Annotated in this window: 15 protein-coding genes and 2 pseudogenes; 9 read left to right on the forward strand and 8 right to left on the reverse strand. The window is 44.0% G+C overall.

All coding sequences use genetic code 11. From position 1 onward, the window contains the following. Nucleotides 1–320: 320 nt before the first annotated feature. The 3 genes and pseudogenes from AC13FX_RS07860 to AC13FX_RS07870 all read right to left on the reverse strand — a co-directional run. Nucleotides 321–1,091, reverse strand: a pseudogene (locus tag AC13FX_RS07860) (tetratricopeptide repeat protein); the annotation flags it as partial. Between the two features lie 223 nt (nt 1,092–1,314). Beyond that, a complete protein-coding gene (locus AC13FX_RS07865; protein ID WP_482879999.1) occupies nt 1,315–1,842 on the reverse strand; it encodes a hypothetical protein in 528 nt (175 codons plus the stop codon). Between the two features lie 35 nt (nt 1,843–1,877). Next, nucleotides 1,878–3,164 carry an amidohydrolase family protein gene (locus AC13FX_RS07870; RefSeq protein ID WP_482880157.1) on the reverse strand — a complete coding sequence of 429 codons (1,287 nt, stop codon included), beginning with the start codon at nt 3,162–3,164 and terminating at the stop codon, nt 1,878–1,880. 168 nt (nt 3,165–3,332) lie between these two features. Here AC13FX_RS07870 and AC13FX_RS07875 point away from each other — a divergent pair, with 168 nt between their 5' ends. The 4 genes and pseudogenes from AC13FX_RS07875 to AC13FX_RS07890 all read left to right on the forward strand — a co-directional run bounded on the left by AC13FX_RS07875 (nt 3,333) and on the right by AC13FX_RS07890 (nt 7,023). After that, the gene (locus tag AC13FX_RS07875; RefSeq protein ID WP_482880000.1) at nt 3,333–4,412 is read left to right on the forward strand and encodes a calcium/sodium antiporter; all 1,080 of its coding nucleotides are present in this window, start codon (nt 3,333–3,335) and stop codon (nt 4,410–4,412) included. Between the two features lie 351 nt (nt 4,413–4,763). Continuing rightward, nucleotides 4,764–5,215, forward strand: a pseudogene (tnpA, locus tag AC13FX_RS07880) (IS200/IS605 family transposase). 467 nt (nt 5,216–5,682) lie between these two features. After that, nucleotides 5,683–5,868 carry a hypothetical protein gene (locus AC13FX_RS07885; RefSeq protein ID WP_482880001.1) on the forward strand — a complete coding sequence of 62 codons (186 nt, stop codon included), beginning with the start codon at nt 5,683–5,685 and terminating at the stop codon, nt 5,866–5,868. Nucleotides 5,869–5,913: 45 nt separating this feature from the next. Then, entirely contained in the window at nt 5,914–7,023 is a 1,110-nt protein-coding gene (locus AC13FX_RS07890) for a hypothetical protein (protein WP_482880002.1), read from the forward strand. Between the two features lie 67 nt (nt 7,024–7,090). Here AC13FX_RS07890 and AC13FX_RS07895 read toward each other — a convergent pair whose 3' ends face one another. Genes AC13FX_RS07895 through AC13FX_RS07915 form a run of 5 tightly spaced genes read right to left on the reverse strand, consistent with a single transcriptional unit; the run spans nt 7,091 to nt 12,292 of the window. Next, nucleotides 7,091–8,038, reverse strand: a complete 948-nt coding sequence (locus AC13FX_RS07895; protein ID WP_482880003.1) for a DNA-3-methyladenine glycosylase family protein — start codon at nt 8,036–8,038, stop codon at nt 7,091–7,093. Nucleotides 8,039–8,056: 18 nt separating this feature from the next. Continuing rightward, nucleotides 8,057–9,466, reverse strand: coding sequence for an OstA-like protein (locus tag AC13FX_RS07900; RefSeq protein ID WP_482880004.1), 1,410 nt, complete (start codon nt 9,464–9,466; stop codon nt 8,057–8,059). Beyond that, nucleotides 9,463–10,086, reverse strand: coding sequence for an LPS export ABC transporter periplasmic protein LptC (lptC, locus tag AC13FX_RS07905; protein ID WP_482880005.1), 624 nt, complete (start codon nt 10,084–10,086; stop codon nt 9,463–9,465). The genes AC13FX_RS07900 and lptC overlap by 4 nt, the downstream gene beginning before the upstream one ends. After that, the gene (upp, locus tag AC13FX_RS07910; protein ID WP_482880006.1) at nt 10,010–10,636 is read right to left on the reverse strand and encodes a uracil phosphoribosyltransferase; all 627 of its coding nucleotides are present in this window, start codon (nt 10,634–10,636) and stop codon (nt 10,010–10,012) included. Before upp ends, lptC begins: the two co-directional genes overlap by 77 nt. An 18-nt stretch (nt 10,637–10,654) precedes the next feature. Further along, nucleotides 10,655–12,292, reverse strand: a complete 1,638-nt coding sequence (locus tag AC13FX_RS07915; protein ID WP_482880007.1) for an alanine/glycine:cation symporter family protein — start codon at nt 12,290–12,292, stop codon at nt 10,655–10,657. 223 nt (nt 12,293–12,515) lie between these two features. Here AC13FX_RS07915 and AC13FX_RS07920 point away from each other — a divergent pair, with 223 nt between their 5' ends. The 5 genes from AC13FX_RS07920 (at nt 12,516) to AC13FX_RS07940 (ending at nt 15,658) form a co-directional block, all read left to right on the forward strand. Beyond that, nucleotides 12,516–12,809, forward strand: coding sequence for an HU family DNA-binding protein (locus AC13FX_RS07920; protein ID WP_482880008.1), 294 nt, complete (start codon nt 12,516–12,518; stop codon nt 12,807–12,809). Nucleotides 12,810–13,149: 340 nt separating this feature from the next. Beyond that, the gene (locus tag AC13FX_RS07925; protein ID WP_482880009.1) at nt 13,150–13,278 is read left to right on the forward strand and encodes a PID-CTERM protein-sorting domain-containing protein; all 129 of its coding nucleotides are present in this window, start codon (nt 13,150–13,152) and stop codon (nt 13,276–13,278) included. 41 nt (nt 13,279–13,319) lie between these two features. After that, nucleotides 13,320–14,138 (forward strand): nitrilase-related carbon-nitrogen hydrolase, encoded by an 819-nt coding sequence (locus AC13FX_RS07930; protein WP_482880010.1) that lies wholly within the window; start codon nt 13,320–13,322, stop codon nt 14,136–14,138. Nucleotides 14,139–14,234: 96 nt separating this feature from the next. Beyond that, the gene (locus AC13FX_RS07935; protein WP_482880011.1) at nt 14,235–15,434 is read left to right on the forward strand and encodes a 2'-deoxycytidine 5'-triphosphate deaminase; all 1,200 of its coding nucleotides are present in this window, start codon (nt 14,235–14,237) and stop codon (nt 15,432–15,434) included. Next, entirely contained in the window at nt 15,431–15,658 is a 228-nt protein-coding gene (locus tag AC13FX_RS07940; protein ID WP_482880012.1) for a hypothetical protein, read from the forward strand. Before AC13FX_RS07935 ends, AC13FX_RS07940 begins: the two co-directional genes overlap by 4 nt. Nucleotides 15,659–15,684: the final 26 nt, after the last annotated feature.

The raw sequence follows: 15,684 nt of genomic DNA on the forward strand, positions 1-15,684 counted from the left end.
GCATGTGAGATCTTATCCGGAGGATCGAATAAAATCTGAGAAGGGATCCCAAATGCTTTAGAAAAGTTAGGGTCTAAAGCCATGGCTTTTGATTGTAACTCGGTCCCCCGTTTAGCATTTCCAGTCCGCAGTTTGATCATGGACATTTTGCCGATAACATAGGCCTTAAGAGGAATAATAGGTTCAGGTTTTGAGTTAATGTATGATGTTAAAGCGTACTCGATCTGAGCACTCACCGAACTTAAGGACTTGATGTTTTGCATGGCCTGCATCAGGTAATAATTTCCCAGATCCACATACAGAATATGGTAATCCGGGTTCAGGCTGATGGCCTGCTCAAACCAACTGACTGCCATATCTGGTTGGTCTTTACGCAGGTATGCTTTTCCCAGTGCTTCGTATATATCAGCATTTGCTGCATTATTCTCTTTTACATGTTGCCAGAACAGGATGTAGTCTGAATTATCCGGCATTATGAGTTCTCTTGCTTTCGCTCCAAAAACTACATCAGCTTTCTCCAGTTCATGGGTATACTTTTTAGCCAGTGCTTTATCACCTCCCATGTTTTCGGGAAGCAATGCATAAAGTTCAACCATCGCTAATTTTGCTTCATAATAATCAGGCTTCATGGTCAACAGATTCTGGTAGGAATCAATCGTTTTTGTAAAAGAACGGCTTACATCCTCCTTACCCATATTTAAATTCATGTATAAAATAGTGTGATCTATTATGGCTTTGTAATAGGAATAGATCACATTTTGAGGATCAGTCTCCACAGCCCGATCAATATGTTTTTGAATGTCCTGAATCAAGCCTCCGAAAAGTTGAGCCGGATGCGCTAATCCAATATGATGTTTGGTTCTGGCCAATTCATACCATGCAGCGGCATTTGTGGAATCTTCAACTAAAATTGATTCCAGAAGTACTTTGGCAGAGTCTGCTTTTCCATCCAGTCTTAACAAATAAGCCTCTTTCACATTCGGGTCAAGGGATTGTGCGCTGCAGGGTGAATAAAAAGCTACCCCACATGTGATAAAAAACCCCAATGAACCAATAACAAATAGTCTGTAAAATCTGACTTTCATTTTCATGTCTTCCACCCCACACTTTGATTTATGAATCTGTATCACCTAAATGCTCATAATTTTAAAAAGAGCAGGTTTTCACATAACTGTAGATAGGAGTTTTATGGGATTATTTCAGTAGGGAGAACCCTTACTCAAACGTCAGTTTTCAGCTGATTTATCAAACAGATGGTGCCTTGTTGACCAAATAGGTAAGTGGGAAGCAACGAGATAATAAAAGAGTGAGGACTTAGATTTGTTGTTCCCGGAGATCTTTTCGTAAAGATGCTTCCTTTAATTTTCTGTGCCGGAACAGATACCGCAGGTCATAGCGGTTATCGTACATCAGCTGAATATGATAATAGTTAATGTGTTCAAGTACAGCAAACGTATTTGCAAACAGGGCCCAGCCGATCAGGTTATCACTTCCAAGGGATCGCCCGGATACATACCATTGCACCAATATCACCACCGGTATCAACGCTATGGCGATCTTGTTCTTTTGCCTGAAATTCTGGAACCGGTTCAAGGTCCGGTTCTGAAAAATGGGTTTATCTTCCAGGACCGAGAGCTTTTTCCACCAGTAATAGGTGCCCTGAAGCAGGATGAAACTCATCAGGAGCAGTCCGTACGACATAAAGATCAGATCCTTAAAGTCATAGGCCGCATTGATGAAGATCAGAATGCCGAAGAACATGACGGCATTCATTCCTTCCACCTGGAAGGTCCATTGCAGTTTCTTGATGAGTCGCTGTTTAACTGAAAATTGTGATGGCATGTATTAACTTCTTTGCCTGATAATTCGGGCCCGGGTTAATTCTTATAAACCTTGCCTCCTTTCATTACAAAAGGAACTGACTCGAGTGTTGTTACATCATTTAATGGATTTTTATCTGTGGCGATGAGATCGGCATATTTTCCGGCTTCCACGGTTCCGATCCGATCTTCCATTCCCAACACGGTAGCAGCCGTTATGGTGGCACTTTGAATGGCTTCCATTACCGGCATTCCAACTTCGGTCATGTAGCGGAATTCACGTCCGTTGATACCATGAGGGAATACGCCGGCATCTGTTCCAAAGGCGATCTTGACACCATGTTTATAGGCTTTTTCAAATGTACTTTGGATCTTGGGTCCGATCTCTTTGGCTTTGGGAACCACCAGGGCCGGGTAGTAGCCTTCCACCTCAGCTTTTTCTGCCACCCATTTACCTGCAGAGATAGTTGGCACATAATAGGTGCCATTCTCTATCATAAGGTCCATGATCTCCTCAGTCATGTGTGTTCCATGCTCAATGGTCAATACACCGGCTTCAACGGCTCGTTTCATACCTTCTGCGCCGTGAGCATGAGCCGCTACATGCATGCCGTATTCATTCGCGGTCTTCACGATGGCATCCAGCTCGTCCTCGAAGAACTGTGGGGCATCACCCGATTTGGCTACACTCAAAACACCTCCGGTTGCCGTGATCTTGATATGATCGGCACCATTCTTATATCGCTGTCGTACGGCTTCGCGGGCTTCGGCTATGCCATTGATCACTCCATCTTCAGGGCCTGGAGCTCCCATAAGGGTATTCTTCCAGCCGTTGGTAGGATCCGCATGCCCACCGGTAGTGGCCAGACTCTTTCCTACGGTGATCACTCTCGGGCCATCCACAAAACCTTGATCGATAGCGTTTCGGAGCGCGATATTCACACCTGAGCCACCCAGTTCACGAACGGTGGTAAAACCGGCCATCAGTGTTCGTTTGGCATAAGCCGTGGAACGCATGGCGAAATCAGCTTCGTTGAAAGTAAAGGCTTCCATGTATTTCATGGGGTTGGTCTCACTTTCAAGGTGAACATGAAGGTCAATAAGTCCGGGAAGAACCGTTTTAGACTTCAGATCAATGATCTCGTCATTGCGGGAGGCATTGATATATCCATTTTCAATGCCGGTGATCATGTCATTTTCAATGATGATGCTGACTTGTTCGCGGGCTTCATCCGAACGGCCGTCAATGAGGGTGCCGGCGTGAATGATGGTACGCTGGGCGTAGCCTGCAGAAGCGGTAAGCAGGGTGAAAAGGAGCGTTAATAGTAGCGATCTTAAGTTCATCTCGTAAATATTTGGTTCATATAAAGAGCCCAATATATATAATTGAATGAAAACATCAGCTTTTACCTTAAAACTCAATAAAGTTTTACAGGGAATCGATTTATTATTCATTTCCAGCCTAAAATGTGATAGTTTTGGAACTTTGAAAATTTTCAGAAACGATCAGTGATGACTGTATTTTTATTTATTCTTGGTTTGGCGGTTCTGATAGGAGGAGCTGAACTTTTCTTGAGGGCGGTTGATAAATTTGGAGCAGCCTGGAGTGTATCTCCGGTTGTTATGGGTTTAACGGTGGTCGCTTTTGCCACCGGAGCCCCGGAGCTTGCCATCAGCTTACAGGCTGCCGTGGACGGAAAGCCGGACCTGGTTCTTGGTAATATTCTGGGAAGTAACATCGCTAACATTCTGCTCATTCTGGGGATCGCCGGCCTGGTCAATCCGCTAAAGATCACGAATCGTATCATCAGGGTAGATGTACCTATGGTCATAATAGCCAGTACCCTGCTGTTTGTATTGGCCATGGATGGGTTATTGAGCCCATTGGATGGGGGGATCATACTTGGAGCCCTGGTCCTGTATTCCATATTCATGTATTTTCAGATCCGAAAGGACCGGATCAATAACAAACTGAATGGACCTGCAGATCAAACAGATGTGGACGAACCTGTAACCACTCTTTTTTACGGCAAATATATCTTAATGCTGCTGGGTGGTTTGGTGTTGATCGTGATGGGATCGCGATGGATGGTGGCATCGGCAGTTGAGATCGCAGGCATACTTGGAATCTCTGAGCTTATCATTGGATTGACGATCGTATCGATAGGGACCTCCCTGCCTGAGGTGGCTACCTCAGTGGCAGCCGTAAGGCATGGGGATTCCGATACCGCTGTGGCCAACGTCATGGGCAGTAACCTGTATAATATTCTGCTAACTCTGAGCCTCACCGTCCTGATCGCACCCGGCGCTATTGATGTGTCTCAGGAGGCCATCAACCTGGACCTGCCGATCATGTTGATCGTGGCTATCGCCTGCTTGCCATTGTTCTGGCCGGGTAAGGAACTTGGAAGGAAGGAAGCTGTTGGGTTTTTGTTCTACTATGGAGCCTACATGACCTATCTCGTCTTTTTAGCCATGCAGCATCCGCTAAAGCAAACCATGGAAACAGTGATGGTCTGGTGGATATTCCCGATCACGGCATGTCTCATCATACTTAAATTCATCTTGGATTTTCGGGAAAAGAGGCTGTAGGTTAATAACAAAACATTGAGTTTAAATTTAAATGAGGGTACACCTGGATGAAACTACTCTAAGGCCTGTGGAGTGGTTATTAGTCATCGCGCTTCAATCGATTTTAGGGTAGAGCACACCTAAATGGCTGGGAACTTTTAACTTTGATTCGGAAAGAGTATACTCTAAAAGATCAAATACGACTGATATCCTAATAGGTGTGTAACACCACTATCTTTAAGATGTGCAATATTTAGGGGAGGGCAGTTTGTACTAAGCCCAATAGGGCTGCATATTTTTACTTAGGGCATAGCCCTGAGACAGAGGGATACAAAAAACAGTAAGCCTTGAAGGGTTGAAATATAAAAAACAATGGGTCAATCACTTGTACAAAACTACGTTCACATCATATTCGGCACGAAACATCGTCAGCCTTTGATAAAGACCGATATAGAAAAGAATTTTATGCTTACCTGGGTAGCATTTGTAAACGACTCGAATCTCCACCGATCAAGATCGGAGGATACACAGATCATATCCATATATTATGCAGGCTATCAAAGAAAATTGCACTGGTTAAGTTAGTGGAAGAACTTAAATCCCACTCTTCAAAATGGATGAAGTCTAAGTCTGATGAACTTGGACAATTCTATTGGCAGAGCGGATATGGTGCGTTTTCAGTAAATCCATCCGAAGTGGATGTTGTTATAAGTTATATTTCAAATCAAAAAGAGCATCATAGAAAGAAAACCTTCCAGGAAGAGTATAAGGCATTCTTGAAGAAATATAACGTGGATTATGATGAACAGTATGTGTGGGATTAGAGTGTTTGATCAACAGCATCTTAACTATGCCGCCCTTTCAGGGCTTGGGACTTGGGATGGTATATAGGCATCGGGCTTTACCCGATGTTAAGGTAAAAGGCCCCTTCAGGGCTGTACCAATTCATACGACAATACCCAAAGGTATAAACGATCAGCTTGATTCATTTTTTCACCTAAAAACCAAAGGGAACCACATAAAAAGTCAATCGCGGACTAAGTTAGAGAATTTCAAATCGAATGAAATCTGAAATGGCGTTACATTTTCGCAAAAATTGATTCATAAAGGTTAAGCGCCATCAATCGGTCCAATTCTTAGCCCTGAAAGGGCGCACTACCTGAACTCAGGGCACAGCCCTGAGGGCAATGATATCATAATAAAGCAAGCCTTGAAGGGGCGTAATAGTATAGCTACGGGCTCATCACTCATAATCGATGTATACTCGTGACCAAGCTCCGGCTTCCAGCTAGTGGCCTACTTCTTAGCTTGTTTTTCCTTCTACTATGGAGCCTACATGACCTATCTCGTCTTTTTAGCCATGCAGCATCCGCTCAAGCAAACCATGGAAACAGTGATGGTCTGGTGGATATTCCCGATCACGGCATCTCGAATCCTTCTCAAATTCATAATGGATTTTCGGGAAAAGAGGCTGTAGGTTGAGAGTCTAAAATTTTGACTAAAATAAAGATCAATTTCGGCTATGAGTCAAACAGGGCAGTGTTTCGGGATCGCCATACTATTAATGTGTCTGATGATCGGGTGTACGGATCAGGAATCAGAATCTAAAGCCCCAAATATAGAAGAGATCGATGCATTGACTCCTGAGAAGATCTGGTCGATCGATCACGTGGGAGATCTGTACTTTTCCCATCTGGGCTACGAGAGCGTGGTTTTGGATAACGGGAATATTGCTTTTGCCGATCGTGAATTACCAACGATCGTGGTTCTTAACGAGGACGGAGAATTGGTTAAGAACATTAGATCGGGAAGGGGACCGGGGGAGATACTGGATGCTTTCTATTTTACAAAGGGGATATCAGGGAACATTTTTACTTATGACCAAAGCAATGATAAGATCCTGATCTATGATGAAAATTTTGAACACATCCGTGATATCATCCCTAAGAAATTTGAATCTCATGGAATTCTGAAAGTTTATCCGGTGGAAGGTGAAAATGAATACCTGTTGCAAATGTCATCCTCAGAATATTTGTGGGATGAAAGCAAAGAAAGGGAAATCGTATTGGTCGGGTACAACTCAGAGAGCAATACATATGGTCAGAAAATGGCTTTAACTGCTCAACCTTATGCGTTATTAAAAATAGATGGAAATATAATGGGAGCTGCAAAAGTACCCTATGCTTCAGGAAATATCATAGCTTCTGATATCAATAATGCCTCAATATTTACTTTTGATACCGGAACAGACAGGATTGCTGAATTAAATGCTGATCTTGATACACTGAATACTACGCCTGTTGACTTACCGACAGAGAAGATCACTCGTGTAGAAAAAGATTCTATGGAAGCTTCTTACAATTTTCCTGAACAGTGGATAACGGTTGAGGAAGCTCTTCCTGAATATAAATCCCCGGCAGATAAGATGATGTATCATCAGGGACGATTCTGGCTTAGATCAAATATCAAGGGTGATTCGGTCAGATGGCTGGTTGTGAATACTGAAGGAGAGATAGAGGCCATAGTTGAACTTCCCGGTGAAAGCATGCTCACTCATATTGATGAGGATCACCTGGGAGTGCGCTTAGATGACGTGACCTTTGCTCTATATTCCAATCCTATTGTAGATTAAATTTGGTACTCTTTAAAATGAAGTCCCGGAAGCTCCAGCTTCCAAAAAGGTCAATATTGCAGCACTACTACTTCTTAGCTTTTTCTTCCTTTTCCTTCAGCACATAATTCACGTACAGGAATTCAAGGGCGGCAGCTTCGTAGCCTTTCCAGTTACTGATCAGTTCCTGAAAGCGTTCTTCTGAGGTGTTATGAGGATCTTCTCCATAGGAATAAATGATCCATCTCCGAAGGCCTTTTTCCTCACCGGACTTCTTATTGGATGGAAATACGGCGTCGGTTCGCCCCCGCATCATCATCAGATCCTGCCCGGAGGTGGGCCCGATCCCTTTGATATCCGTGATGATATCATAGAATTCCTGTGGGTCACAATCCATCAGATGATCCATATCCACATTGCCGGCTACAATATCATTGGCCAGCCCAACCAGGTATTGTCCCTTGCGAAGGGTAGGACCCAGTTTTCGAATATTGGCCGGATCCGCCTTCATGAGCTGATGGGGTCGCGGCCAGGCGGGCAGAGACTGCTTTCCCAGCATCAGGGCCGTACCGTAAGCCTCCCTGATCTGAAACATCATCTTCTTGGCAGTAGGCTTGTGGTTCATCTGCATCTGCACGATACGGTATAGAATATCTTCAAAAAGATTGGCCCGGGTCATGCGTTTCAATCCATAGAGATCCATCAGTTTATCGCCAAGAACGGCATCATCTTTGGCCTGATCATAAAGCGGGCGAAGATCCATTTCGGTACCCAGAATCTTTGCCAGACTTTGATTTGCTAAGTCAATTTCATCTTTGGTCAGACTTTCCTGAGACTCAATATGGAATTCAGGATCTTCCGGATCACCGTTAAAGAAAACCGTGACGATCACATCCGTATCACCGATGGGAATAGGGCGGGTGAATCCCTCCTCGAAGATCTTCTCCGGTTCGTGTTCATGATCAAAATATGATTCCACATCGAGGCATATAAACCAGTCGTGCGGCGGGATGGATTTGAGTGTCCAGTTGCTCATGCCGTGCGTTTTAAGTTATTACTCTTCAGTTTCTTGACTTATGTAATCCAAATACCGCCTCGGAAGTTCGAACGGTCGCTCGAGAGGTACAGGAGGAAAACGCGGTTCAGCAGTAACCTCAGGCCTGAGTGGCCTTAATTCAGGCTGCCATTTGAAACCATCCAGTTTTCGGTCTGCCAGGCCCGGAAATTCTTCAAAGAAATAACCGTTATTCTTCAGTGCTTTAACTCGGACCAGATCGCCTTCCTCAAAATACATGATAGTTTGAGGTGAAGTATATTCCACGGCTCCATCCGGCTCTCCTTCCTCATTTTGGGTATGATATAGAACCTGACTGTTAGGGTAGATCTTGATCCGGGATATCTGACCTTCCTTAAAATCCACATTCAGCGTATCACCCTTAATTTGATTGTATCTGCCGGTGGTACTGTCTTTTTGAACCGTGATGGTATTCTTATAGGAGGTCAAATACCTGACCGCATTACTATCCATTTGCACCTGAATGTAGGGACCGTTGAGCTGTATATTCTCGTGCCAGGCGGTAGGATTTGAAATAAGTTCGAAGATCTCAGTTTGTGATGTGTAGATAAGGGTGTCAGATACGGATGAGAAATCAGGCGACCACACTCTTACGTTCTGCATAGCCCGTATTATATCGGTTGAATCCCGGTCCAGCATCAGCAGATCCCTGGAGTTGATATGCGTGGTATCGGTGGAATCAGTGCTTATCCGGCGCAGATAGGAATTGCCCTGCACATAACGCCGGCCGGTTGAATCGGCTTCCAGGTAGTCACCGGTCAGCAAGGCATTATTGGTACTGTCCTGAACAAAGATATTCGAGTGTAGCTGCAGGAATTCTGTGTTTCTGTTGATAAATAAGCTATCCCCCTCAGCATATTGAGAGGTATCGGCCACTTGAACGTCTCCCCTGAAAATAGCGCTGTCCTGGATCTGAAAATACCTGCCGGTATTAGCAATGAGAGTACCGCCTTCATCTTCCAGGCGAATACCGTCTTCAAAATCTGCGACTTTGGTCAGGAAGTTATAATCCACTTGCTCACCGAAAAGCGTGGTACTGTCCTGAAGGATCACCACCCGACCACGTAGCTGACTGAATTCCTGATCCGTAAAATAATAAAGGGTGTCAGCCCAGATGATCTCATCGGGCGTTTCGATCTCTATATTACCGAAGGCCCGTAATTCATTTTGGTTCAAAAACTGCCAGGCGCTGTCACAAACCATTTCAATATTGCCGGTTCTGAGCCGTACGTCATACATCTTTCGAATGGGTTCTCCATCCTCAGTGATATTCCTGACCTCTCTGGCGCGTTCAATCTGAACCACATTCTGTGCAAATACCAGTTCAGGTATCACCAATGTGCATATACTGAATGCCAACAAGAAATATTTTAAGCTGATCTTATTCAATTAACGACGGTTTCTCCGGTCACTTCCTTTAGAGTGTAGTTTCTTAGATCTGAATCACCTTCCAGACCTATGGCACTGATACTGTCGGTAGGGGTAACGATCGTCAGTGGCTCAGGCGTATTTACCATATCTTCATTTCTTCGCCACATGAGGTATTCTGTATTCAACCGCTTGTTTTCAGGAGCCTGAACCTCAACATTTCCAAACAATTCAAAAGTGGATTCATCCGGTTTATAGACGGCGCTGTCGGAATATACCTTGGTTTCAGATCTTCCGTTCTCATCAAATATCTCAATAAAGACCGGACCACTGATCTTTGTAATATTTCGGGTCTCATTCTTTATGGAAGCGGTATAACTGCCTTGTAGTCTTAGCTTCAGTCTTTCTTCTTCAAGGATCTCCATATTCACGCCCCAGCTTTCAGTCGTCGAAAAAAGGGAATCGCTCAAGGCCAGACCGACCTGTTCATTTTCATATTCCGAAAGATCCCCGCACGATACAATTAAGTACATACAGGTGATCGGGAAAAGAAGGGACCGGATCTTAAAGAGTGCCAAAATAGCGGTCTCCCGCGTCGCCAAGTCCCGGAACGATAAAGGCATCATCGTTAAGTTTTTCATCTATGGCAGCGGTAATGATTGGTACATCCGGATGGTCGTTTCTGAGACGTTCTATACCCTCTGGTGCAGAGATCAATGATACGAACCGAATATTATCGGCACCGTTTTCCTTTAGAAATTTGATGGCATGAGACCCTGTGCCGCCGGTGGCAAGCATGGGGTCAACAACCAGGGTATAGGCTCCTTCTAATCCGCCCGGAAAGTTGTGATAGTAGTTAACAGGTTCATGTGTTTTTTCATCACGATAAACCCCAATGTGTCCAACCTTGGCATCAGGCATAAAGCTGATGATACCATCGACTAAACTCAGGCCTGCCCTTAGTATTGGGATCACAAAGACCTCAGCCCCGGGTTTATGGCCCTTGGTTGTTTTGATGGGAGTTTCAACTTCACATTCCTTTAGTGGAAGGTCCGTCAGCGCCTGATAGGCAAGCACGGTACCTATAGTTCCCATTGCTCGCCGAAAGGCTGCTGTCTCAGTAGATTTGTCCCGCAGAATAGTGAGATATCTCTTTACTACGGGATGATCTATTTCAATTACGTTTTCCATGGAATACGTTGTTATTACTTAGCTTTTAGCGTCCAGTTCGTCCATTTTCTTGAAGTAGGTCTTACTTGCAACAGCTACAGAGCCTGAAAGGGCAAATAGCGCGATGATGTTCGGGAAGGTCATTAATCCCAATGCAATATCACCGATGGCCCAAACAGTGGCAAGAGGGAATATAGCTCCTAAAAAGTGCATTCCCAGATAAACGACCTTGTAAGGTAGTATAGCACCATCGCCGGCCAGGTACTGAATAGAACGGTCACCATAATAACTCCAGCTAATAGCTGTCGAAATACCAAATAAGAGCACACAGAAGGTTACAATGTGTTTACCGTAAGGGAAGATAGGGGCCAGACCTTTCTCAAATGCGAGGGAGGTAAGCGGTGCTCCGTTCTCAATGATCTTTGTATAAATAGTTGGGACCGCAGCTCCGGAAGCATCCACAAATCGTCCGCCTTCACCTTCAAATACCAGCGTTCCTGTGAATAGCTCAGATTGGTCTTCGTCAACGTAGAATTTATCAGTTTCAAAATCATTACGCATCACGATGCCGTTTACCGGTTCACCGTCTTCAATGATCAGAGTGTTGGAACCGTCTGTGATCTCAACAGCGTTGTCGCGGTTAGACGGATCAAAAACCATATCGTGGCGTTCTTCCCAAACTCCGGTACTTACGATAACCAGGCCGGTCATGGTACAGACCAGAATGGTATCAATGAATGGCTCTAAAAGGGCCACAACACCTTCACGGACCGGTTCTTCCGTTTTGGCCGCGCCGTGAGCAATAGGTGCTGAACCCTGTCCGGCCTCATTAGAGAATAATCCTCGTTTAATACCCCAAACCAGGGTGGTAAGGAATAATCCGGAACCCACACCAAACAATCCGGCTTCCGGTGTGAAGGCAGAGGTGATAATTGTTCCAAATGCCGGAATAACAGAACCTGCATTAATGAATAGGATCACCAAAGCTCCTAACACATAAATGATCGCCATCAACGGCATGAGTCGGGCGGTAACCTGACCGATCCTCTTAATTCCTCCTACGATAACCACACCAACAAAGGTTGCGGTCACAATTCCTGATACCCAACTTGGGATCTGGAAAGTACTATACATGGTATCAGCTACCGTATTGGCCTGAACGGCGTTTCCTGTCAGGAATGAACAGATCACGGCCATAGCGGCGAAGAATACGGCCAGCCATTTCCAGTTTGGCCCAAGACCCTTCTCAATATAATACATCGGACCCCCTGATACGGATCCATCGTCGTTCTTCACGCGATACTGAACGGCCAGGGTACACTCTGTATATTTAATGGCCATACCAAAGAAGGCTGTGACCCACATCCAGAATAAGGCACCGGGTCCACCATAGTGGATCGCAATGGCTACGCCGGCAATATTACCGATACCGACCGTAGCAGAAAGAGCGGTGGTGAGAGCCTGAAAGTGATTGACATCCCCGGTATCATCAGGATTATCATAAACACCCATTACTGATTTTATACCATGAGTAAATCTTCTCAATTGAACAAATCCAAGCCGAAGGGTAATAAAAATTCCAAAGCCCAGTAGTACCACAACCATAATTGGGAATTGTTGCGGGGTTGACCAAACCAGATTGTTCAACCAGTTGACGACACTTTCAAAAACTTCCATGAATTAAATTTTATTGGTTAAGAGTATTTAAGAGGCAGTGAGAAAGTAAAAAACATTTGGGAATATTAAAGGATAACATTTGGCTAATTAAAAGCAATCAGAAGGAGTATCAGAATTTTTTACAGATGTTTAAGAAATGAATGTGAACGATTTCTCGGAAGCTTTGTTTTCATTGTAGTATTTTGAAACAGTTATCATAACTTTATTAAATAACTTATTAATTATGACTAAAGCAGACATAGTAGATGTAATCTCAGCATCTGTAGGCCTGACAAAAGTTGAAACAGAAGCCGTAGTAAACGGATTTATGGAAACCGTGATCGATGCCATGAAGCGTGGTGAAAATATTGAGCTTAGAGGTTTCGGTAGTTTTAAGGTCGTTAAACGTGCTCAGAGAGTGGCCAGAAACCCTAAAACTAACGAAGAAGTTATTGTGCCGGAGCAATTTGCGCCCGTCCTCAAAATGTCGAAGGATTTCAAGGAAGCCGTCAATGAAGCTCATATGGTCGAAAATTGATTTAGAAAACGCCCCATTTCTTCTTATTTTTATGCCGTTCGAACAACAGTAATATTTATAAAACACATTTAGGTGAGTATTTATGCCAAGTGGTAAAAAAAGAAAGCGCGCTAAAATTGCAAAGCACAAGCGTAAAAAGCGTCTGAGAAAAAACAGACATAAGAAGAAAAAGTAAGATTTTTCATAAGGCTCCTCTCGGAGCCTTTTTTATTTATACAATAGTGGCGGTTCTAAGATTAGAAATTCTTAATCTTATTTATTAAAGGCGATTCTTTATCAGAATTGCCTTGGTTATTTACTCAATTAATTAAAATTCGGGGTCTGGTGACAGTAACAGAAAGTGGGTTTTCAGATTCAGACTGTTGGCGGTCTGGGACTTCTTGCAGCTGCAGGCGGTGGATACGCACTTAAAAAGCTCAGGGATCGAAAAAAAGCTGAAGAAGAAGCCCTTAAAGATTCCAATTTGTAGTATCATTCTGCTGAGTTAAGTACTAAATAATATACCTCGGAATGAAAATTGCATTGATTCAGCAATCATGTACAGAAGATAAGCAGAACAACCTTGAACGTGGTTTAGTAGCAGCTGAAAAGGCTGCTAAAGCAGGAGCTAATATCATATGTTTTGCAGAACTGGCCTTCGAACCATTTTACCCCCAGTATGAAGACCCAATGGATCCGGCTGCAAATGCAGAAACGATTCCCGGCCCCATAACCGAGGCCTTTTCATCTCTCGCCAAAAAGTATGGTGTTGTAATCGTTTTGAACTTATATGAAAAGGATGGGACTGATCTTTACGACAGCTCACCTGTTATTGATACCGATGGCAACATTTTGGGTATAACCAGAATGATCCATATAACGGACTACGCCTGTTTTTATGAAAAAGATTACTACAAACCTGGGAATAACGGAGCTCCGGTTTACGAAACGGAATTTGGAAATATCGGTGTGGCAATTTGCTATGACCGTCATTATCCTGAATATATGAGAGCCCTTGGGGTAGCCGGTGCTGATATAGTATTTATTCCACAGGCCGGGTCTGTGGGGGAGTGGCCGGAGGGTTTGTATGAAGCTGAGGTCAGAACGGCTGCCTTTCAGAACGGATATTATACTGCCTTATGCAATCGTGTAGGGAAGGAACCCAACTTGACCTTTGCCGGAGAGTCGTTTGTTTGTGATCCGGATGGATCCGTGATCGCCAAAGCGAAGCAGGGAACCGATGAGATCCTGTTTTGTGATATAGATACTGCTCTCATCGAAAGATCTCATGCGAAACGATTATTTTTCAGGGACAGAAGACCCGAGTTGTATGCTGATTGGATCAAATAATGATCTCAGTGACAGATTATTGTTATTCAATATTGAATATTCAGCCTGCCTCGTTATCTTCTTTTGAAATTAAGTAGTTAATCACAGATGTCACACATGCCGAAAGAAGTTCAGCTGCGCACCAAAGGAATACTGCCGGTTCAGAAGTTAAAGATGCTTCATAAGATGGGTATTATCAGGTCGAACCCTGATTATCCGATCGAGGAAGATCAGTTTCAGCCAAACTCCATTGATCTGAGATTGGGTAAAGTGGCTTACCGGGTGCGGTGCAGCTTTCTGCCGGAAACAGAAACGGTTGAGGAAAAGGTATCCAAACTGAAGATGTATGAGGTGCCGATAACCAAGGGCGCCGTCCTGGAACAAAATTGTGTGTATATCATACCATTGCTCGAAAGACTAGAACTGCCGCAGTCTAACAATACCGTTCAGAAGAGTTTATTCGATGAAAAGGAAAATGAGATCAAACTTGGCAGCATCGAGAACCTTTCAGCTAAGGCCAACCCCAAGAGTTCCACGGGACGCCTGGATGTATTTACACGTGTGATCACAGATTATTCGCACCGCTTTGAGGAGATCACACCCGGATATAATGGAAACCTATACCTGGAGGTGGTTCCAAAGTCATTTCCAATCAAAGTGAAAACAGGGCAGCGACTCAATCAACTTCGGGTTCGGCATGGGTTTGAAGTGATCCCGGATCAGGATATTCTACGGGTCCATGCCTCAGATCCATTACTTTTTGATGAAAACCGGGTTCCGGTCAGTATGGAAAAGATCAAAGTGAATCAGGGTTTGTTCATGAGTGTAGACCTGAAAGCAAAAAAAGGGGAGATCATTGGCTATAAAGCCAAAAAGCACAATGACTATATAGATCTTGATAAGATAGGATATTACGAGGTAAACGATTTTTGGGAGCCGATCTACGCTCAGCCCAATCACCAGCTGATCCTTGAACCGGAAGCTTTTTATATTTTTGCTTCCAAAGAACGGATCCGTATCCCGGCTCACCTTGCTTGCGAGATGATGGCCTATGATACCGGTTCGGGAGAACTCAGAACACACTATGCCGGATTCTTTGATAGTGGTTTTGGCGGTTCAGTTGAGGACAAGGGGGCACGGGCTGTACTGGAAGTGCGTTCACATGATGTTCCTTTTATGATCGAGGATGGGCAAACCCTTTTCAGCATGCAGTTCGAGCCCAATGCAGAACAACCGGATTTTGTATATGGAGATGAGATCGACAGTAATTATCAGGGACAGGATCTGAAACTGGGTAAGCATTTCAGAGAAGGATGAATCAGTTTTCCGTATCAAAATGTATCTGCCACAATAAGGATTTCAGTGAGATCAAGGCATACGTCAAGGAAAACAATATAAAATCGGTCAGGGAACTTCAGGAGCAAAAGTACTGCAGTTGCGGATGCGGATTATGTGCCCCATATATTGAATTGATGCTGAAGACAGGGGAGACCTCTTTCGAACCCGGTGCTTATTATAGGAGAGGTTCTAAAACAGAGTAATAAGTTTAATATTATAATAACCGCAA

It is taken from the genome of Gracilimonas sp. B-17 (assembly GCF_056857935.1).

Coding starts and splice junctions, on each gene's coding strand:
- AC13FX_RS07865 (WP_482879999.1), bottom strand. CDS start 1,842: ATGCCATCACAATTTTCAGTTAAACAGCGACTCATCAAGAAACTGCAA.
- AC13FX_RS07870 (WP_482880157.1), bottom strand. CDS start 3,164: ATGAACTTAAGATCGCTACTATTAACGCTCCTTTTCACCCTGCTTACC.
- AC13FX_RS07875 (WP_482880000.1), top strand. CDS start 3,333: ATGACTGTATTTTTATTTATTCTTGGTTTGGCGGTTCTGATAGGAGGA.
- AC13FX_RS07890 (WP_482880002.1), top strand. CDS start 5,914: ATGAGTCAAACAGGGCAGTGTTTCGGGATCGCCATACTATTAATGTGT.
- AC13FX_RS07895 (WP_482880003.1), bottom strand. CDS start 8,038: ATGAGCAACTGGACACTCAAATCCATCCCGCCGCACGACTGGTTTATA.
- lptC (WP_482880005.1), bottom strand. CDS start 10,086: ATGAAAAACTTAACGATGATGCCTTTATCGTTCCGGGACTTGGCGACG.
- upp (WP_482880006.1), bottom strand. CDS start 10,636: ATGGAAAACGTAATTGAAATAGATCATCCCGTAGTAAAGAGATATCTC.
- AC13FX_RS07915 (WP_482880007.1), bottom strand. CDS start 12,292: ATGGAAGTTTTTGAAAGTGTCGTCAACTGGTTGAACAATCTGGTTTGG.
- AC13FX_RS07920 (WP_482880008.1), top strand. CDS start 12,516: ATGACTAAAGCAGACATAGTAGATGTAATCTCAGCATCTGTAGGCCTG.
- AC13FX_RS07930 (WP_482880010.1), top strand. CDS start 13,320: ATGAAAATTGCATTGATTCAGCAATCATGTACAGAAGATAAGCAGAAC.
- AC13FX_RS07935 (WP_482880011.1), top strand. CDS start 14,235: ATGCCGAAAGAAGTTCAGCTGCGCACCAAAGGAATACTGCCGGTTCAG.
- AC13FX_RS07940 (WP_482880012.1), top strand. CDS start 15,431: ATGAATCAGTTTTCCGTATCAAAATGTATCTGCCACAATAAGGATTTC.